The sequence below is a fragment of the Actinacidiphila polyblastidii genome (genome assembly GCF_036353415.1).
Lineage (GTDB): Bacteria > Actinomycetota > Actinomycetes > Streptomycetales > Streptomycetaceae > Actinacidiphila > Actinacidiphila polyblastidii.
In genome coordinates this window covers 267813-287667 of the sequence record NZ_JAZEWV010000003.1, presented here as the reverse complement: position 1 = coordinate 287667, position 19855 = coordinate 267813, and the positions used below count along the sequence as shown (strand labels likewise).

15 protein-coding genes are annotated in these 19855 nt (G+C 74.3%); 11 read left to right on the top strand and 4 right to left on the bottom strand.

The window, feature by feature from the left end; all coding sequences use genetic code 11:
• Positions 1 to 394 precede the first annotated feature (394 nt).
• The 4 genes from V2S66_RS06365 to V2S66_RS06350 all read right to left on the bottom strand — a co-directional run bounded on the left by V2S66_RS06365 (position 395) and on the right by V2S66_RS06350 (position 6023).
• The gene (locus tag V2S66_RS06365; RefSeq protein ID WP_330793489.1) at positions 395 to 2791 is read right to left on the bottom strand and encodes a transglutaminase TgpA family protein; all 2397 of its coding nucleotides are present in this window, start codon (positions 2789 to 2791) and stop codon (positions 395 to 397) included.
• On the bottom strand, positions 2788 to 4299 hold the full coding sequence (locus tag V2S66_RS06360; protein WP_330793488.1) for a DUF58 domain-containing protein: 1512 nt from the start codon (positions 4297 to 4299) through the stop codon (positions 2788 to 2790). The genes V2S66_RS06365 and V2S66_RS06360 overlap by 4 nt, the downstream gene beginning before the upstream one ends.
• Complete coding sequence (locus V2S66_RS06355; protein ID WP_330793586.1) at positions 4299 to 5330, bottom strand: AAA family ATPase; 1032 nt, start codon at positions 5328 to 5330, stop codon at positions 4299 to 4301. Before V2S66_RS06355 ends, V2S66_RS06360 begins: the two co-directional genes overlap by 1 nt.
• Positions 5331 to 5477: 147 nt before the next feature.
• Positions 5478 to 6023 (bottom strand): beta-class carbonic anhydrase, encoded by a 546-nt coding sequence (locus tag V2S66_RS06350; protein WP_330793487.1) that lies wholly within the window; start codon positions 6021 to 6023, stop codon positions 5478 to 5480.
• Between the two features lie 143 nt (positions 6024 to 6166).
• Here V2S66_RS06350 and mraZ point away from each other — a divergent pair, with 143 nt between their 5' ends.
• From mraZ to V2S66_RS06295, 11 genes are all read left to right on the top strand, one after another.
• On the top strand, positions 6167 to 6607 hold the full coding sequence (mraZ, locus tag V2S66_RS06345) for a division/cell wall cluster transcriptional repressor MraZ (protein ID WP_330793486.1): 441 nt from the start codon (positions 6167 to 6169) through the stop codon (positions 6605 to 6607).
• 215 nt (positions 6608 to 6822) lie between these two features.
• The gene (rsmH, locus tag V2S66_RS06340; protein ID WP_330793485.1) at positions 6823 to 7815 is read left to right on the top strand and encodes a 16S rRNA (cytosine(1402)-N(4))-methyltransferase RsmH; all 993 of its coding nucleotides are present in this window, start codon (positions 6823 to 6825) and stop codon (positions 7813 to 7815) included.
• Between the two features lie 185 nt (positions 7816 to 8000).
• Positions 8001 to 8390 (top strand): cell division protein FtsL, encoded by a 390-nt coding sequence (gene ftsL, locus V2S66_RS06335; protein WP_330793484.1) that lies wholly within the window; start codon positions 8001 to 8003, stop codon positions 8388 to 8390.
• A 299-nt stretch (positions 8391 to 8689) separates the two neighbouring features.
• Positions 8690 to 10537: a peptidoglycan D,D-transpeptidase FtsI family protein gene (locus V2S66_RS06330; RefSeq protein ID WP_413966312.1), complete on the top strand. Its 1848-nt coding sequence runs from the start codon at positions 8690 to 8692 to the stop codon at positions 10535 to 10537.
• 6 nt (positions 10538 to 10543) lie between these two features.
• Positions 10544 to 12235, top strand: coding sequence for a UDP-N-acetylmuramoyl-L-alanyl-D-glutamate--2,6-diaminopimelate ligase (locus tag V2S66_RS06325; protein ID WP_413966311.1), 1692 nt, complete (start codon positions 10544 to 10546; stop codon positions 12233 to 12235).
• On the top strand, positions 12232 to 13653 hold the full coding sequence (locus V2S66_RS06320) for a UDP-N-acetylmuramoyl-tripeptide--D-alanyl-D-alanine ligase (protein ID WP_330793482.1): 1422 nt from the start codon (positions 12232 to 12234) through the stop codon (positions 13651 to 13653). The genes V2S66_RS06325 and V2S66_RS06320 overlap by 4 nt, the downstream gene beginning before the upstream one ends.
• Positions 13650 to 14714, top strand: coding sequence for a phospho-N-acetylmuramoyl-pentapeptide-transferase (mraY, locus tag V2S66_RS06315; RefSeq protein ID WP_330793481.1), 1065 nt, complete (start codon positions 13650 to 13652; stop codon positions 14712 to 14714). The genes V2S66_RS06320 and mraY overlap by 4 nt, the downstream gene beginning before the upstream one ends.
• Complete coding sequence (gene murD, locus V2S66_RS06310) at positions 14711 to 16171, top strand: UDP-N-acetylmuramoyl-L-alanine--D-glutamate ligase (protein ID WP_330793480.1); 1461 nt, start codon at positions 14711 to 14713, stop codon at positions 16169 to 16171. Before mraY ends, murD begins: the two co-directional genes overlap by 4 nt.
• Before the next feature lie 44 nt (positions 16172 to 16215).
• Positions 16216 to 17502, top strand: a complete 1287-nt coding sequence (gene ftsW / locus V2S66_RS06305) for a putative lipid II flippase FtsW (RefSeq protein ID WP_330793479.1) — start codon at positions 16216 to 16218, stop codon at positions 17500 to 17502.
• Between the two features lie 6 nt (positions 17503 to 17508).
• Positions 17509 to 18600 carry an undecaprenyldiphospho-muramoylpentapeptide beta-N-acetylglucosaminyltransferase gene (gene murG / locus V2S66_RS06300; RefSeq protein WP_330793478.1) on the top strand — a complete coding sequence of 364 codons (1092 nt, stop codon included), beginning with the start codon at positions 17509 to 17511 and terminating at the stop codon, positions 18598 to 18600.
• 175 nt (positions 18601 to 18775) lie between these two features.
• Positions 18776 to 19618 (top strand): cell division protein FtsQ/DivIB, encoded by an 843-nt coding sequence (locus tag V2S66_RS06295; RefSeq protein ID WP_330793477.1) that lies wholly within the window; start codon positions 18776 to 18778, stop codon positions 19616 to 19618.
• Positions 19619 to 19855: the final 237 nt, after the last annotated feature.

Here is a 19855-nt window from a genome sequence, read left to right as displayed (position 1 = left end):
GCCGGCGCGTTGGTGCGTCCCGCCCCGCAGAAATCCGGCGCCCCGCCTTCGCCCATCAGGCCCGGGATGCCCCCGGCCCCCCGCGTGGCGCCGCACCCGGCCAGAGAGCCGCATCCGGCCCGGAGGGCGGGGCCTGGGAGGTCCCGCCCGGCAGGCGGGGCCGTGCCCTCGGCCCGTCCGGCGCCCCGGCCTGACCTGGCAGCGCACGCGGCCCGGAGGGCCGCTCGGCAGCGGACTCGGCCTGGACCGCCCGGCGCGGAGGGCGAGGCCCGGGAGGTCCCGCCCGGCCGCGCCCGGCCCCGCAGGCGGCCCCGGCAGGCGGGGCAGCGCGGTCGGCCGGGGCCGGCCACCCGGCCGGCCCCGGTGGCGCTCCCGGCCCGGGAGGGCCGGCCGGTCAGGCCCGGCGGAGCCGTCGGGGGAGGCGGGCGGTGAGGCGCCGGGCGGTGGCCGAGGCACGCTCGGTGATCTCCATCCATCGCGCGGAGAACGCCCAGGCCAGCCGCGCGGAGGAGCGCGGCAAGAGCGTGGCACGCCACCGCACGCGGCGGGACGCCGCCTGGTGCAGCCCGGCCCGCACCCGGCGGACCTCCGCCCCGAGTCCTGCGGTGGGCCGCGGCTGTGGGGCGTAGAGCGTCTCCTCGACCGCCGTCGCGAGCTTCGCGGCGGCCGTGGCGGCCTCGCCGGTCAGCCCGCCGTCCGCCACCAGACGGGCCATGGCCCGCCGTGGCGTCTCGGACTCGTCCGGCAGCACGCCGTAGTCCCAGCCGGTGTCGAGCACCTCGCGCCACGCCGAGAGCGTCGGCCCCTCGGGCTTCCCGCGGCCGCCGCCGAGCCGCCGGGCCCGCAGCCGGGTCCGCCACAGCAGCGGCGCCGCCGGGATGCTCAGCAGCAGCAGCCCGAGCAGCGCGTAGAGGCCGATCCGCAGCGGCGTGCCGGTCCCGCCGCCACCGGAGTTGCCCCCCGCGGTGGCCGCCGCCTGGCCGCAGTCGCCGACGCCGCGGTTCTCCGGCGCGCAGCTGTCCGTGTTGTGCGGGGCGACCGAGGGCGCCTTGGTGGCCCCGTGCGGCGCCAGTTCCTGCGAGTTGTCACCGCCGCCGGTCGCGGTGTCCTGCGTGTAGGAGGGGGCGGTGCCGCGGTACGGGGTGGGCTCGAAGCGCGTCCAGCCGATCCCCTCGAAGTACAGCTCGGGCCAGGCGTGCGCGTCCTTCAGCCCCACCGACATCATGCCGTTCGAGGTCGCGGTGCCCGGCGTGAAGCCGATCGCGACCCGCGCCGGGATGCCCAGCGTGCGGGACATCGCCGCCATGGTGAAGGCGAAGTGGACGCAGAAGCCCTCCTTCGTCTGCAGGAAGCGGGCGATCGCGTCGACCCCGGTGCCCGCCGTGGCCTGGGTGTTGTACACGAACTGGCCGGAGGTGAAGTACCGCTGGAGGTCCACCGCGCGCTGGTAGTCGTCGGTCGCGTTCCGGGTGACCGCGCGCGCGGTCTGCGCGACCACCGGCGGCAGCGACTTGGGCACCTCGGTGTACTGCCGGGCGATCCGGCCGGTGGCGCGCGGCGCCGCGGCGAGCTGGGCGGCGGTCGGCGCCACCTGCATGCTGGTCACCGCGTACCGCAGGTCGGAGGTGGTCTGGCCGCCCTGGCCGATCACCATCCGCCCCTCGGGCTGGAACTTCCAGTCGCCGGGCACCTGCACGGTCAGCGCCGGGAACGGCATCGGCAGCAGGCCCTGGACGTAGTCGTGGTCGGCCCGCACCTGGGTGCTGACCGGGGTGAACTTCACGTCCGCCGCCATGCCCTGCGGGCGCGGCAGCGGATCGGGGATGTCCTGGGTGTCCTGGTGGGACGGGGTCCACGCCTTGCCGTCGAACTTGTCGAGCGCCGCGATCCGCAGATACGTCCCCGGCACGTCGGTGGCGTCGGTGCGGTAGGTCAGCACCTCGCGGTTGTCCGGCTGGTTGAGGTTGTCCTGCAGGGCGGCCACCAGGTTGACCGAGCCGCTTCCACCGCCGCGGCCGGAACCGGAGCCGGAGCCCCGGCCGGAGGGGTCGAGCAGGCCGCCGCCCAGCGAGGGCAGCACCGCGGGGGCGAGCAGCGCGATGCCCAGGGCCATCGCGCCGATCCGCCGGCCGGTGCGCACCGGCGCGCTCGTCGAGCCGCCCGCCGAGGAGCCGCCCCAGCCGTTCGCCGCCGGCGGGCCGCCGAAGACCCGCCCCCAGCGCGACAGCCGGTCGCGGCCCTCGGCCAGGAGCAGCAGCAGGTAGCCGGCCGCGGCGATCAGGAAGTACGGCCAGGCGGCGCCGCCGTCGTAGAGCCCCGCGGCGACCGAGTACAGCGCCAGCAGCGGCAGTCCGGCCGGCGCCGAGGTGTTGTAGGTGACGGCGACGGCGTCCACGGCCAGCCCGACGATGAGCACGCCGCCGATCAGCAGCAGCCGGATGCCGGGCGTCACCGGCGCCGGGATGGAGAAGTTGCTGACGTCGTCCATGCCGTCCTGCAGCACCTGGCCGAGCTGCCGGAAGGCGCTCGGCCCCGGCAGCAGGCCGCCCAGCGCCTGGTGCGAGGCGAACATGACGGTCAGCACCACCAGCGAGACCACCGCCTGCACCAGCACCGTCAGCGGCCGGGCGAGCGGAATCCTGCGGGCGCCCGCGCCGATCCCGGACTGCACGCAGACCAGCACCAGCGCGCGGACGTACCAGCCCGAGCCGTCGGTCAGGGGCAGCAGCGAGAACGAGGCCATCATCGTGGCCAGCGCCGCGCACATGGTCAGCCGTGCCCGCCCGCTCATGAGTCCGCCCCCGCTCCGCGCCGCTGCGCCTGGTGCTCCTCCCGGGACCGGTAACGGTCTGCCTGCTGCCACAGTTCCGGGAGCTTCTCGCCGGGGTGGACCTCCACCACGGTCCAGCCGGACTCGCGCAGCAGCCGCACCGCGCGCTCGGTGCTGTCCGTGTCGTCCGCCGGGTCCTGCTGCCCCGACTGCAGCTCGGGCCGGCCGGCCGCCTCGCGGACCAGCCAGTCGTCGCTGTCCAGCACGAACGCGACGGCGCCGCCGGCCCGCTGGCGCATCCGGCCGAGCAGCACCGCCTGCTCCTCGTAGAGGTCGCCGACGAAGGCCACCAGCAGGCCCTCGGTGCCGGACCGCAGCACCTCGTACGCCGGCGACAGGTCGTCGCCGTCGGAGTGGTCGACCACCGCGAGGGTGTCCAGCAGCAGCCCGGCCATGTCGGAGGAGTCGCCGGTGAACCCGGCGCTGGCCTCGGGGCCCGGCACGCTGCTGCCGGTGTCGGTCAGCAGCCGCACCGCGAAGCCGCGCTCCAGCATGTGGGTGGCGATCGACGCGGCGCCGGAGACCGCCCACTCGAAGGCCGAGTCGGGGCCGGCGCCGAAGAACGCCTCCTTGCGGGTGTCGAGCAGCACCGTGCAGCGGGCCCGGTGCGGCTGCTCCTCGCGGCGCACCATCAGCTCGCCGTACTTGGCGGTGGAGCGCCAGTGCACCCGGCGCAGGTCGTCGCCGTGCCGGTAGCCGCGCGGGATCACGTCGTCGTCGCCGGCCAGCGCCAGCGACCGGGTGCGGCTCTCGCCGTAGCCCGAGGACTCGCCGGCCAGCCGCACCGCGGGCAGCGGCTCGACCCGCGGCACCACGGTGAGCGTGTCGTAGGCGCTGAAGGAGCGGGTCAGCTCGACCATCCCGAAGGGGTCGGTCAGCCGCAGCTGCAGCGGTCCCAGCGGGTAGCGGCCGCGCAGGTCGGAGCGGACCCGGTAGGACACCTCGCGGTGGCCGCCCGGCTCCACCCGGTCCAGCACGAACCGGGGCCGCGGCCCGAGCACGTACGGCACCCGGTCCTGGAGCATCAGCAGCCCGGTGGGGATCCGCGAGACGTTGTCGACCCGCAGGTGCACCCGGGCCTCGGACATCGCGGGCACCCGGGACGGCGCGAGCCGGCGGCTGCCGGCCACCCGGTAGCGGGTGCGGTAGAGCACCGCGACGCACACCAGCGGCAGCACCGCCAGCAGCAGTCCGACCCGCAGCAGGTCGGACTGGCCGAGCACGTAGCTGCACACGGCGGCGGCGACCCCGGCGGCCACGAAGGACCGGCCGCGGGTGGTCAGCCCGCCGAGTGCGGTGCGGAAGCCGTTGCCGCCGTGCTGCCCGCCCTGCTGCGCGGAACCGCCGACCGGCCCCGGGGCGCCCTGCGGCCTGCGGCCGCCCTGGCCTCCGTGCGGGGCCGCGGGCCCCGGGCCGCCGCCGGTCGCGCCCGGTGGTGCGGACGGCGGCGGGGGCGGCGGCGAGGCCATCACAGCTCCCGTGCGCCCGCAGTGCCCTGCGGCCGGCCGGCCGGCGGCTGCGGCCAGGTGCCGGGGACGGGTTCGGGGAGCGGCACCCGCTGCACGATCTCGGCGACCACCTGCTCGGGGGTGCGCCGGTTCAGCTGCGCCTGCGCGGTGGGCAGCAGACGGTGCGCCAGCACCGAGACCGCCAGCGACTGCACGTCGTCGGGGAGCACGTAGTCGCGCCCGTCCAGCGCCGCGGCCGCGCGGGCCGTCCTGACCAGGTGCAGGGTGGCCCGGGGCGAGGCCCCGAGCCGCAGGTCGGGATGGTTGCGGGTGGCGCCGACCAGGGTCACCGCATACCGCCGCACCGGGTCGGAGACGTGCACCTGGCGTACCGCCTCGATCAGCTTGACGATCTCGTGGGCGTGCGCGACGGGCTGCAGGTCGTCCAGCGGCGACACACCGCCGTGCACGTCGAGCATCTTCAACTCGGCTTCGGCGCTGGGGTACCCGATGGACACCCGGGCGGTGAAGCGGTCCCGCTGCGCCTCCGGCAGCGGGTAGGTGCCCTCCATCTCCACCGGGTTCTGGGTGGCGATGACCATGAAGGGGCTGGGCAGCGCGTAGGTGGTGCCGTCGACGGTGACCTGGCCCTCCTCCATCGACTCCAGCAGCGCGGACTGCGTCTTCGGCGAGGCGCGGTTGATCTCGTCGCCCACCACGATCTGCGCGAAGATCGCGCCCGGCTTGAACTCGAAGTCCCGCTGCTGCTGGTCGAAGACGCTGACGCCGGTGATGTCCGAGGGCAGCAGGTCCGGCGTGAACTGGATCCGCCGGACCGTGCAGTCGATCGAACGCGCCAGCGCCTTGGACAGCATCGTCTTGCCGACGCCGGGCACGTCCTCGATCAGCAGGTGCCCTTCTGCGAGCAACACGGTCAGTGCAATGCGTACGACCTCGGGCTTGCCCTCGATCACGTTCTCCACGCTGCGGCGCACCCGCTCCGCGGTCGTGGTCAGATCGCTCAGGCTTGCTCGTGCGTCGAAGGTCGTCACCCGGTACTCCTCGGCCTGTTCCAGGGGACCGCAGGGTTCGGTCATCCCTGGACCGTCCCTCCCCGTGTGCGCAACGCTCGCATCGGACGCGACGTGCCGCACGATGCATTGTTCCCTTTCGGGACGGCCCACGTCACTCGGCTGCCGTTACTGGTTCGTGATTTCCCGCAGCCGGCCGGTGTGCACGTCGAAGACGAAGCCTCGCACGTCTCCGACGTGAACGAGGAAGGGGGAGGTCCGAACCCGTGCCATCGACTGCCGGACGTCCTGGTCGACGTCGGTGAACGACTCCACCGCCCAGGTCGGGCGCTGGCCCACCTCCGCCTCCAGCTCGGCGCGGAAGTCCTCGGTGATGGTCTGCATGCCGCAGTTGGTGTGGTGGATGAGCACCACGGATCGGGTGCCCAGCGCGCGCTGGCTGATCGCGAGGGAGCGGATGGTGTCGTCGGTGACCACGCCGCCGGCGTTGCGGATGGTGTGGCAGTCGCCCAACTCCAGGCCGAGCGCCTTGTGCAGATCGATGCGGGCGTCCATGCAGGCGACCACGGCGACCTTCAGGACGGGGGCGGCGCCCATCCCCGGGTCGTGGAACGCGGCCGCGTAGCGCTCGTTCGCCTCGATGAGCCGGTCGGTGACGGACGTGGTGGCGGTGGTCCCGGGCTGCTCGGAAGGACCGCTGACAGGTATCGACATGTCTATGACGGTATCGCGGAGCGTCCCGCGAGGCAGCGGTGCGCCCCCGTCGGCGGGGGGCGCGCCGCGCCGCGTCCGTCGTTGCCGGTGGAGCATGGTGGAGTAAAGTGGCGCGAAGTGGTGCCGTCTGCGGGAGGTGGGCCGTGTTCCTGGGATTCCTCGGGACGTACACCCCTCGGCTGGACGACAAGAACCGGCTGGTGTTGCCGGCCAGGTTCCGCGAGCAGCTGGCGGACGGGCTGGTGATCACCCGCGGGCAGGAGCGCTGCCTGTGCGTGTGGCCCGTCGAGGGTTTCACGGCGGCCACCCAGCAGCTGTCCGACGCACCGCTGACCTCGAAGTCCGCCCGCGACTACCTGCGGGTGCTCTTCGCCGGCGCCCACGACGAGGTGCCGGACAAGCAGGGCCGGGTCACCGTCCCGCAGCCGCTGCGCGCGTACGCGGGGCTGGTCCGCGACTGCGCCGTCATCGGCGCCAACACCCGGGTGGAGATCTGGTCGGCCGAGGCGTGGGAACGCTATCTGGCGGCACAGGAAGACACCTTTTCGGCCCTGTCAGAGGAGGTTCCGCCCGGATTACTGTGAGCGCGCCGGGCAACCGCGCGCACCGGCGCCGGCCGCCCGCCGGACGTACGGCTCGGCCTCCTCCCGCTCCTCCGGTCCGCTGACACCACTTCCCCGGTGCCAGCGGGTCGTCTCCCTCCGAGCGGGCGGGGACCAGGTCCTACGTCCCGCGGCGCCCGCCGCGGCCCCCGCCGGAACCCTCTGGCACCCTCTAGCACCCTCTGGAAACCAGCCACATGAGCGACCCGTCCCCGTCCTCGCCCGCGTCCTCACCCGCGCAGCCGCGGCACGTCCCGGTGATGCTGCGGCGCTGCCTCGACCTGCTGGCCCCCGCCCTCGCAGAACCGGGCGCCGTCGTGGTGGACGCGACGCTCGGACTCGGCGGCCACAGCGAGGCGCTGCTCGCCACCTTCCCGGCTGCCCGGCTGGTCGCGCTCGACCGCGACCCGGAGGCGCTGCGGCTGTCCGCGGAACGGCTGGCCCCCTTCGGCGACCGCGCCACGCTGGTCCACGCGGTCTACGACGAGCTGCCCGAGGTGCTGGACCGGCTGGGCGTGGCCCGCGTCCAGGGCGTGCTCTTCGACCTCGGCGTCTCCTCGATGCAGCTCGACGAGGCCGGCCGCGGCTTCGCCTACGCCCAGGACGCGCCGCTGGACATGCGGATGGACCAGTCGACGGGGATCAGCGCGGCCGAGGTGCTCAACACCTACCCGCCGGGCGAGCTGGTCAGGATCCTGCGCTCCTACGGCGAGGAGAAGTTCGCCCGCAAGATCGTGGACGCGGTCGTGCGCGAACGCGACCGGGAGCCCTTCACCACCAGCGCCCGGCTGGTCGAGCTGATCAGGGACGCGCTGCCGCAGGCCGCCAAGCGCACCGGCGGCAACCCGGCCAAGCGCACCTTCCAGGCGCTGCGGATCGAGGTCAACGGCGAGCTGTCGGTGCTGGAGCGGGCGGTCCCGGCCGCGGTCGGGGCGCTCGCGGTCGGCGGCCGGATCGCGGTGCTGGCCTACCAGTCGCTGGAGGACCGGCTGGTCAAGCAGGTCCTCGCGGCCGGCGCGGCGAACACCGCGCCGCCCGGCCTGCCGGTGGTGCCCGAGCAGTACCAGCCGCGGCTGAGGCTGCTGACCCGCGGCGCGGAGCTGCCCAGCGAGGACGAGATCGCCGAGAACCGGCGGGCCGCGCCGGCCCGGCTGCGCGGCGCGGAGCGGATCAGGGAGGACGTGCGGTGAGCGGACAGGGCGGAAGCGGGCACGGCGCCGGTCGCGGTGGCGGCGTGCGGCCGGGACGGGGCGCCGCCGGGCGGCCGGGAGCGGTCCGCGGCGCCGGCCGCGGGGCGCGGCTCGGCCGGGTCGCGGGGATCGCGGGGGCCCGCGGCAGTGCAACCGCGGCCCGCACCCCGTTCGTCGTCCTCATCGTGACCTTGCTCGCGGGCGGCCTGATCTCGCTGCTGCTGCTGAACTCGGCGGTCAACCAGGACTCGTTCGAGCTGAACAAGCTGCAGAAGGAGACCACCGGCTACACCGACGAGCAGCAGCAGCTCCAGCAGGACGTGGACGGCTACTCGGCGCCCGGGTCGCTCGCCGACCGGGCCAGGCGGCTCGGCATGGTCCCGGGTGGCGAGCCGGCGTTCCTGACGCCCGGCGGCGGCGTCCACGGCAGCCCGTCGCCGGCCACCGAGCCGCCCGCGCCCCCGTCGCCGTCCTCGCCGGCACCGTCGTCGGCCCCAGGCTCCGGTGCGACCCCCTCCGGCGCGACCCCCTCCGGGCCGACCCCGAGCGGCTCCGCCGCGGGCGGTGCGCGGTGACCGGGCGCGACCCCCGGTCGGGCCGCCCCGACCGACCGGATCGCCCGGACCGCCCCGACCGGGCGCAGGGCGGCCGCGACGCCCGGGGCGCCCCCCGGGCCCGGCGCCCCGAGGAGCAGGACGGCGCGCCGCGCCGGGTGCGCAGGCCCGCCGGCGCCGCCGCCGAGCCGCCACCGCGCGCGCGGCGGCCCGCGCCGGCCGGCGGCGACCCGCGGGTGGCGCGGCCCCGCAGCGCCGGGGGAGGCCCCCACGGCCCGCGCGGGCCGTACCGCCGTCCCGCGCCCTCGGTCGGCCGGACCGTGCGCCTCGGCCGCCCCAAGCCGCGGCTGCGGCTGGTGGGCGCGGCGCTGACCATCGTGATGGCCGTGTTCGTGGTGCGGCTGCTCCAGGTGCAGGCGGTGGACGCGTCCGCGTACGCGTCCAAGGCGGCGGTGAACCGCTGGGTGACCCACGAGGTCACCGCGGACCGCGGCACGATCACCGACCGCACCGGCGCGGACCTCGCCACCACCGTCGACGCCTTCGACGTCATCGCCGACCCGTACCTCTTCACCCGCGCGCAGACCAAGGTCGCGGACGCCCCGCAGCAGGCGGCGGAGCTGCTCGCGCCGATCGTGGGCGGCGACGCGACGACCATCGCCCGGCAGCTGGCCACCCCGGGCTCGCGCTTCCAGGTGCTCGCCACCCGGCAGTCCCCGCAGGTGTGGAACCAGATCAAGGACCTCAAGGCCGCCTTCGCCGACAAGGCCGCCACCGGCGAGGGCGCGAACGTGCTGGCCGGGGTCTTCAACGAGCCGCACTCCCGGCGGGTCTACCCGGCCGGCGACCTCGCGGCCGGCGTCATCGGCTTCGTGAACAGCGAGGGCCAGGGCGCCGGCGGCCTGGAGTCGATGCTCGACAAGCAGCTCTCCGGCACCAACGGCAAGATCCGCTACGCCCAGTCCAACGGCCGCGAGGTGCCCACCGCGGGCGGCCAGGACCAGCCCGCGGTCCCCGGCGACGATGTGCAGCTCACCCTCGACCGGGACATCCAGTGGGCCGCGCAGAGCGCCATCTCGGCCCAGGTGGCCGCATCCGCGGCCGACCGCGGCTACGTGGTGGTGGAGGACAACAGGACCGGGCAGGTGTTGGCCATGGCCGATGCTCCGGGATACGACCCCAACGACCTCGCGCACGCCGACTCCGCCGCGCTGGGCAACGCCGCCCTGCAGGACGCCTACGAGCCGGGCAGCGTCAGCAAGCTGATGTCGATGGCCGCGATCCTCGACACCGGCACCGCCACCCCCACCACCCGCGTCACCGTCCCCGGCACGCTGCCGCGCGCGGACCGGATCTTCCACGACGACGTGGACCACGGCACCTGGCACCTCACGCTCAACGGCGTGCTCGCCAAGTCCAGCAACATCGGCACCATCCTCGCCAGCCAGCAGCTCGGCGCGACCCAGGCGCAGGCCAACAGGGTGCTCTACTCGTACCTGAAGAAGTTCGGCATCGGCGAGCCCAGCGGCATCGGGTTCCCCGGCGAGACGCCCGGCATCCTGGCCAAGCCGCAGGACTGGAACGCCTCGCAGCAGTACACCATCCCGTTCGGCCAGGGCCTGTCGCTGAACGCGCTGCAGGCCACCTCCGTCTACGCGACGATCGCCGACGGCGGGGTGCGCGTCGAGCCCTCGCTGATCCGCGGCATCACCGGACCCGACGGCCGCTTCACGCCCGCCGACCCGCCGAAGAGGACCCGGGTGGTCAGCGCCGCGACGGCCAGGACGCTCTCGCAGATGCTGGAGTCGGTGGTCGGCAGCGAGCAGGGCACCGGCATGAACGCCCGGATCGACGGCTACCGGGTCGCGGGCAAGACCGGTACGGCCAACCGGGTGGACCCCAAGACCGGCCGCTACAAGGGCTACACCTCCTCCTTCATGGGCTTCGCGCCGGCCGACGACCCGCGGGTCACGGTCTCCTGCGTGATCCAGAACCCCACCAAGGGCAGTTATTTCGGCGGCGACATCTGCGGGCCGGTCTTCAAGAAGGTGATGGAGTTCGCCCTGAAGTCACTGGACGTGCCGCCCACCGGCAAGCCCGCCCCGCACCTGCCGATCACCTTCGACCCGTCCGCGCCGGCCTCGCCGGCCGGCGCCAAGGGGCAGTGATCCACCGTGACAGCACACCGCAGCCCGCTCGCGCCGCACGGCGCCGCGGACCGACCCGCCGGCCGGCCCGATCGCGACCCGCACCCGCCGCGACCGGCCCGTTTTGGCCCGGAGACCGACCGGGCCGGTAACCTCACCGCCGTGCCCACAGCTGATCAGTCCACCCTCAGACAGCCGGGCGCGCCGCGCCCGGCGCATCCGCGCCCCACGCCGCTGGCGGACCTCGCCGGCCGGCTCGGCGTGCCGGCGCCCGATCGTGCCGCGCAGGTCACCGGCATCACCCACGACTCGCGGGCGGTGCGCCCCGGCGACCTGTACGCGGCGCTGCCCGGCGCGCGCTTCCACGGCGCGCAGTTCGCCGAGCAGGCGGCCGCGGCCGGCGCGGTCGCCGTGCTGACCGACGCCGAGGGCGAGGCGGCCGCGGCCGCCACCGGCCTGCCGGTGCTGGCGGTCGCCGACCCCAGGGCGGTGATGGGCGGCCTGGCCGCGGCGGTCTACGGCGAGCCGGGTGAGGGGATGCTGCGGATCGGCATCACCGGCACCTCGGGCAAGACCACCACCTCGTACCTCGTCGAGGGCGGCCTGCGGGCGGTCAGGCACGGCGGGACCGGGCTCATCGGCACGGTCGAGACGAGGATCGGCGACGAGCGGATCAAGAGCGAGCGCACCACCCCCGAGGCCACCGACCTCCAGGCGCTGTTCGCGGTGATGCGCGAGCGCGGCGTGGAGTCGGTCGTCATGGAGGTCTCCAGCCACGCGCTGGTGCTCGGCCGGGTCGACGGCGCGGTCTTCGACGTGGCCGTCTTCAACAACCTCAGCCCGGAGCACATGGAGTTCCACTCCGGCATGGAGGACTACTTCCAGGCCAAGGCGCAGCTGTTCACGCCGCGCCGCAGCCGGCTCGGGGTGGTCAACCTGGACGACGAGTACGGCCGCAGGCTGGTCGCCGAGGCGGGCGTGCCGCTGGTGACCTTCTCCGCGCGGGGCCGCCTCGACGCGGACTGGCGGGCCGAGGACGTCGAGGCGCGGCTGCTGGACAGCCGCTTCACCGTGCTCGGGCCGAAGGGCGAGCGGGTGCAGGCGGTCGCGCCGCTGCCCGGCCCGTTCAACGTGGCCAACACGCTCGCGGCGATCGCCGCGCTGGCCTCGGCCGGGCTGGACCCGCAGGCCGCCGCCGACGGCATCGCCGGGGTGCCCGGGGTGCCGGGCCGGCTGGAGCGGGTCGACGCCGGGCAGCCGTACCTGGCGGTGGTGGACTACGCCCACAAGACCGACGCGGTGGAGTCGGTGCTGCAGGCCCTGCGCACCACCACCGAGGGCCGCATCCACGCCGTGCTGGGCTGCGGCGGCGACCGGGACCGCACCAAGCGCGGGCCGATGGGCGCCGCGCTGGCCCGGCTCGCCGACACCGCCGTACTGACCTCGGACAACCCGCGTTCCGAGGACCCGCTGGCGATCCTCGCCGCGATGCTGGACGGGGCCGTGGAGGTCCCCTCCGGTCAGCGCGGCCACGTCATCGTCGAACCGGACCGGGCCGCCGCCGTCGCCACCGCCGTCGCCCAGGCGCGGCCGGGCGACATCGTGCTGGTCGCGGGGAAGGGCCATGAGCAGGGCCAGGACATCGCCGGAGAGGTGCGCCCCTTCGACGACCGTGAGGTGCTGCGCGCCGCGATCGAGAAGGACCAGAAACAACAGTGATCCCCCTTACCCTCGCCGAGGTCGCACGTGCGGTCGGCGGGAGCATGCACGACATACCGGACAGTGGCGTTCGGGTCACCGGGCCCGTGGTCAGGGACTCCCGCGAGGTCGGGCCCGGCGCGCTCTTCGTGGCGTTCGCCGGGGAGCGGGTGGACGGCCACGCGTTCGCCGCGGGAGCGGTCGCGGACGGCGCGGTCGCGGTGCTCGCGGCCCGCCCCGTCGGCGTGCCCGCCATCGTGGTGGACGACGTCCAGGCCGCGCTGGGCGCGCTCGCCCGGCACGTGCTGGAGCAGCTCGGCGCGACCGTGGTGGCGCTGACCGGCTCGGCCGGCAAGACCAGCACCAAGGACCTGGTCGCGCAGCTGCTGCAGCGCCTGGCGCCGACGGTGTGGACCCCGGGCTCGCTGAACAACGAGATCGGGCTGCCGCTGACCGTGCTCAGCGCCGACGAGTCCACCCGGCACCTGGTGCTGGAGATGGGCGCCCGCGGCGTGGGCCACATCCGCTACCTGACCGGGCTCACCCCGCCGCGGATCGGCATGGTGCTCAACGTCGGCAGCGCGCACATCGGCGAGTTCGGCAGCCGCGAGCGCATCGCCGAGGCCAAGGGCGAGATGGTCGAGTCGCTGCCCGCGGCGGCCGAGGGCGGTATCGCGGTGCTCAACGCCGACGATCCGCTGGTGCTCGCCATGGCGAGCCGCACCAAGGCGCGCGTGGTGCTCTTCGGGGAGAGCGAGCAGGCCGCCGTCCGCGCCGAGAATGTCCGGCTCAACGACCGAGGTCAGGCCGTCTTCGCGCTGCGAACACCCACCGGGTGCGCCGATGTGACCTTGCGCCTGTACGGTGAGCACCACGTGTCGAACGCGCTCGCCGCGGCCGCCGTCGCCAGTGAACTCGGCATGCCCGCCGGGGAGATCGCCACCGCACTCTGTGAGGCCGGCTCGCTCTCGCACTGGCGGATGGAGGTCACCGAGCGGCCCGACGGCGTGACGGTCGTCAACGACGCCTACAACGCGAATCCCGAGTCCATGAGGGCAGCCCTGCGCGCACTGGCCGCGATGGGCACGTCCGCACAGGCCCGGGGAGGGCGGACCTGGGCGGTGCTGGGGAAGATGGCCGAACTCGGCGAGCAGTCGCTCACCGAGCACGACGCGGTGGGGCGGCTGGCCGTCCGGCTCAACGTCAGCAAGCTCGTGGCCGTGGGCGGTACCGAAGCCGCCTGGCTGCAAATGGGCGCCTATAACGAGGGTTCGTGGGGTGAGGAGTCGGTGCACGTGTCCGACGCGGAGGCGGCGATCGACCTGTTGCGCAGCGAAGTGCGCCCGGGAGACGTCGTGCTGGTGAAGGCATCGAGGTCGGTGGGGCTCGAAGCCGTCGCCTTGGCGCTGACCGAGGGCAGCGAGGGTGCCGCCCGATGAAGCAGATCCTCGTCTCCGGCGTGCTCGGGCTCTTCCTGTCGCTGATCGGCACTCCGCTGCTGATCCGCCTGCTGGCCCGCAAGGGCTACGGGCAGATGATCCGGGACGACGGCCCCAAGGCCCACCACAGCAAGCGCGGCACCCCCACCATGGGCGGCATCGCCTTCATCCTGGCCACCCTGATCGCGTACGCGGTGACCAAGCTGATCACCGGCGACAAGCCCAGCGTCTCCGGTGTGCTGGTGCTGTTCCTGACCGTCGGCATGGGCCTGGTGGGCTTCCTCGACGACTACATCAAGATCGTCAAGCAGCGCAGCCTCGGCCTGCGGGCGAAGGCGAAGATGGGCGGCCAGCTCACCGTCGGCATCGCCTTCGCGGTGCTGGCGCTGAACTTCAAGGACTCCCGCGGCCAGACCCCGGCGTCCACCAAGCTCTCCTTCACCACGGACTTCGGCTGGTCCATCGGCCCGGTGATCTTCGTGATCTGGGCGCTGTTCATGATCCTGGCGATGTCCAACGGCGTGAACCTCACCGACGGCCTCGACGGCCTGGCCACCGGCGCCTCGGTGATGGTCTTCGCCGCGTACACCGTCATCGGCGTGTGGCAGTACGGCCAGTGGTGCGGCACCCCGGTCAGCGCCAACAACGCCTGCTACGAGGTGCGCAACCCGCTGGACCTCGCGGTGGTGTCCGCCGCGCTGATGGGCGCCTGCTTCGGCTTCCTGTGGTGGAACACCTCGCCGGCGAAGATCTTCATGGGCGACACCGGCTCGCTCGCCCTCGGCGGCGCCCTCGCGGGCCTCGCGATCTGCTCGCGCACCGAGATGCTGCTGGCCATCCTCGGCGGCCTGTTCGTGCTGATCACCATGTCGGTGATCATCCAGGTCGGCTCCTTCCGGCTGACCGGCAAACGCGTCTTCAGAATGGCCCCGCTGCAACACCACTTCGAACTCAAGGGGTGGAGCGAGGTCCTGGTGGTGGTCAGATTCTGGATCGTCCAGGGCATGTGCATGGCCGTCGGCCTGGGCATCTTCTACGCCGCGTGGGTGGCCGCCTCGTGACCACCGCCGAGCGCCTGCGGGACACCGCGGTCACCGTCGCGGGACTCGGCGTCTCCGGAGTGCCCGCCGCCAAGGCGCTGCACGCCCTGGGCGCCCGCGTCACCGTGGTCAACGCCGGTGCGGGCGACGCGCAGCGCGCCCAGGCCGCCGAACTGGAGGCGCTCGGCATCACCGTACGGCTCGGCGACGGCGACACCCTGCCGGCCGGCACCGGGCTGGTCGTCACCACGCCCGGCTGGAAGCCCGCGAGTCCGCTGTTCGCGGCCGCCGCGGCGGCCGGCGTCGAGGTGTGGGGCGACGTCGAACTCGCCTGGCGGCTGCGCGGACCCGGCGCCGCGCCCTGGCTCGCGGTGACCGGCACCAACGGCAAGACCACCACCACCCGGATGCTGGCGAGCATCCTCACCGCGGCGGGCCTGCGCACCGCGGCGGTCGGCAACATCGGCGTCTCGCTCCTCGACGTGGTGCTCGGCGAGCGGGAGTACGACGTGCTTGCCGTCGAACTCTCCAGCTACCAGCTGCACTGGGCGCCCGGCATCAGGCCGCACTCCGCGGTGGTGCTCAACCTCGCCCCCGACCACCTGGACTGGCACGGCTCGATGGCCGCCTACACGGCGGACAAGGGCCGGATCTTCCACGGCAACCAGGTCGCCTGCGTCTACAACACCGCGGACAAGGAGACCGAACGGCTGGTGCGCGAGGCGGACGTGGCGGAGGGCTGCCGGGCGATCGGCTTCACCCTCGGCGCGCCGGGGCTCTCCGAGTTCGGCGTCGTGGACGGCATCCTGGTGGACCGGGCGTTCGTCGAGGACCGGGCGCACCGCGCCCAGGAACTCGCCGAGACCGCCGACGTCCGGCCGCCGGCCCCGCACAACATCGCCAACGCGCTGGCCGCAGCGGCCCTCGCCCGCGCGTACGGCGTCGAACCCGCCGCCGTACGCGAGGGGCTGCGCGCCTTCCGGCCCGACGCGCACCGCATCGCCGAGGTCGCCACCGTCGACGGCGTCCGCTGGGTGGACGACTCCAAGGCGACCAACACCCATGCCGCGCAGGCCTCGCTGACCGCGTACGACCCGGTGGTGTGGCTCGCCGGCGGGCTCGCCAAGGGCGCGGTCTTCGACGAACTCGCCGCCGCCGCCGCGCCGAGGCTGCGCGCCGCGGTGCTGTTCGGCGCCGACCGCGCGCTGATCCGCGAAGCCCTGGCGCGACACGCCCCGCAGGTCCCGGTCACCGAGCTGGAACGGACCGACACTGGGGCGATGTCCGAGGCCGTCGCCGCCGCACGCGGCCTGGCCCGGCCGGGGGACACGGTGCTGCTGGCGCCGGCCTGCGCGTCGATGGACATGTTCGACAACTACAACCAGCGCGGCGACATGTTCGCCGACGCGGTGCGCGCGCTGGCCGCGGGCCCGGCGGGCGCCGCCGCCCAGGACGCCGCCGCCCGGGACACCCACTAGCGCGCTCCCCGCGGGCGCGGAGCAGCGCACGAAGGAGGGGCCGCATGACCGCCTACCCCGCTCCGCCGCGCGGCAGCGCGCTGCGCGGCGCCGTGCGGCTGCCCGGCCGGCTGCGGGCGGCCTGGGACCGCCCGCTGACCGCGTACTACGTGATCCTCGGCGGCAGTGCGCTGATCACCGTGCTCGGCCTGGTGATGGTGTACTCCGCCTCGCAGATCCAGGCGCTGCGGTTCGGGCTGCCGGCCACCTTCTACTTCCGCAAGCAGCTGCTCGCGGTCGGGATCGGCGCCCTGATGCTGTGGTTCGCCGCGAAGGCGCCGGTGCGGCTGCACCGGGCGCTGGCCTACCCGCTGCTGCTGGGCGCGGTGTTCCTGATGGTGCTGGTGCAGGTGCCGGGGATAGGGGAGACGGTCAACGGCAACACCAACTGGATCTCCGTCGGCGGGCCGTTCCAGCTCCAGCCCAGCGAGTTCGGCAAGCTCGCGCTGGTGCTGTGGGGCGCCGACCTGCTGGCCCGCAAGAACGAGCGGAACCTGCTGGTGCAGTGGAAGCACCTGCTGGTGCCGCTGGTGCCCGTCACCGTGATGCTGCTCGGACTGATCATGCTCGGCGGCGACATGGGCACCACGATGATCCTCACCGCGATCCTGTTCGGCATGCTCTGGCTGGCCGGCGCCCCCACCCGCCTGTTCGCCGGAGTGCTCGCCGGGGCCGGCTCGCTGGCCACCCTGGCCATCGCCACCAGCCCCAACCGGATGGGCCGGCTGCACTGCATCGCCGCCACCGACCCGGGCACCGGCGACCAGTGCTGGCAGGCCGTGCACGGCATCTACGCGCTCGCGTCCGGCGGCTGGTTCGGTTCAGGACTCGGCGCGAGCGTGGAGAAATGGGGTGAACTGCCCGAACCGCACACCGACTTCATCTTCGCCGTGACCGGGGAGGAACTGGGCCTGGCGGGGACGCTGTCGGTACTCGCCCTCTTCGCGGCACTAGGCTACGCGGGTATCCGCGTGGCCGGTCGTACGGAGGACCCCTTCGTCAGGTTCGCAGCGGGTGGCGTGACCACCTGGATCACGGTGCAGGCCGTGATCAACATCGGTGCGGTGCTCGGCCTGCTGCCGATCGCCGGAGTCCCGCTCCCGCTGTTCTCCTACGGAGGTTCAGCCATCCTGCCGACCATGTTCGCGATCGGGCTGCTGATCTGCTTCGCCAGGAGCGAGCCCGCGACGCGAGCGGCGTTGGCCGTGCGGGGGCGGAACAACTCCCTGACCGGGGCGATGAGACGGATGATGCGACGGCCCGCCCAGCGGCGGCCGTCCGGAGAGCGGTGAATTTCGGTGCATGTCGTACTCGCCGGCGGGGGGACCGCCGGCCACATCGAGCCGGCGCTCGCGCTCGCCGATGCCCTGCGCAGGCAGGACCCGACCGTGGGCATCACGGCCCTCGGCACCGAGAAGGGCCTGGAGACCAGGCTCGTTCCGGAGCGCGGCTACGAACTGGCGCTGATCCCCGCCGTTCCGCTGCCGCGCAGGCCGACCCCCGAACTGATCACCGTCCCCGGACGGCTGCGCGGCACCATCAAGGCCGCCGAGCAGGTCATCGAGCGCACCAAGGCCGACTGCGTGGTCGGCTTCGGCGGCTACGTGGCGCTGCCCGGCTACCTCGCGGCCAAGCGGCTCGGCGTGCCGATCGTCATCCACGAGGCCAACGCCCGCCCGGGACTGGCCAACAAGATCGGCTCCCGCTACGCCCACGCGGTCGCCGTCTCCACCCCGGACAGCAAACTGCGCGACGCCCGCTACATCGGCATCCCGCTGCGCCGCACCATCGCCACCCTGGACCGGGCGGCGGTCAGGCCGGAGGCGCGGCACGCCTTCGGCCTCGACCAGAACCTGCCCACCCTGCTGGTCTCCGGCGGCTCCCAGGGCGCCCGGCGGCTCAACGAGGTGATCGCCTCGGTCGCGCCGCGGCTGCAGCAGTCCGGCGTCCAGATCCTGCACGCGGTCGGCCCGAAGAACGAACTGCCGCGGTCCGACAACATGCCCGGCATGCCGCCGTACCGCCCGGTGCCGTACATCGACCGGATGGATCTCGCCTACGCGGCCGCCGACATGATGCTCTGCCGGGCCGGCGCCATGACCGTCGCGGAGCTCTCCGCGGTCGGGCTGCCCGCCGCCTACGTGCCGCTGCCGATCGGCAACGGCGAACAGCGGCTCAACGCGCAGCCCGTGGTGAAGGCCGGCGGCGGACTCCTCGTCGACGACCCGGAGCTGACCGCCGACTGGGTGCTCGGCAACGTGCTGCCGGTGCTCACCGACCCGCACCGGCTGTACGACATGTCGCGCGCCGCAGCCGAGTTCGGCCGCCGCGACGCCGACGACCTGCTGGTCGCCATGGTGTACGAGGCCGTCGCCGCCCGGCGCCGGTAGCCCCGACCGGGGCGCGCCGACACGCCGCGCCCGGCGGCCGATTCGGCCGTCGGGCGGGGCCGGCCGGGCCGGACGGGCGCCGCGGCGCGCGCCTCCCGCCGCGCCGGGCGCCCGGCCTGACACGATGGGCGCCGCGGGGGCGGCCGCCCCCAACCGTCGATGTGGGGAGCCCGAGGTGACCGGTACGGAAACCGGAGCGCTCGGCGCGGGACCGGCGCCGCAGCCACGCCAGGACGCCAGGCCCGCGCCGCCCGTCCGGCAGCACACCGGGCGGACGCCGCGGCGCGGCGGGCCGCGGTTCACCGCGCCCGCCAGGCGCACCGCGCTCGTGGCGCTGATCGTGCTCACCGTGCTGGTGGGCGCCGGCACCTGGGCGCTCTACGGCTCCTCGTGGTTCCGCGCGGACCGGGTCGCGGTGGCCGGCAACAGCGCGCTGACGACCGGCCAGATCGAGCGGGCGGCCGCCGTGCCGCTCGGCGGCCCGCTGCTCTCGGTCGACACCGGGGCGGTGCGCGGCCGGCTGCTGGCCGCGCTGCCGCGGATCGGCCGGGTGGAGGTCGGGCGTTCCTGGCCGCACACGATCACCGTGCGGATCACCGAGCGGACCGCGGCCGCGGTGCTGCGCAGCGGCGCGCGGTTCACCGAAGTGGACCGCGACGGCGTGCGGTTCGCCACCGTCGACCGGGCGCCGGCCGGTGTCCCGGTGCTGCGGCTGGAACCGGACCGCGCGGGCGCGGCGGCCAGCCTCCGCCAGTTCGGCACAACGCGGTTGCTGCAGGCGGCCATCGCGGTCGCCGGCGATCTCCCCGACGTGCTGCGCGGCCGGGCCACCGCGATCCGGGTGCGCTCCTACGACGGGATCACCGTCGAACTCTCCGGCGGCCGCGAGGTCGTGTGGGGGAGCGCGGAGGACGGCGCGCTCAAGGCGGCGGCGCTCACCGCGCTGATGAAAGTGCAGCCGCACGCGGACCATTTCGACGTCAGCGCCCCCACCGCCCCCGCGGCGTCGCATGGTTGACGCCGGTGGCGGGCCCGTTGCACGCTGTTCGACCCTGCCAGGACCACGGCCGACGTGATCACATAGGGTGAAAAGAAAAACGGGAGGTTCGGCGTGTTCGTTGAACCGCCCCTGCTTGTCGACTTAGTGTCTCGTCCCAAGGAACACATGGGACAGGCAGACTGGTAACCCTAAACCTCAGGGTCAGGGTTCGGAACGGCAACGGCGAGCGTACCGGCCGTCCCACACGATTCGTAA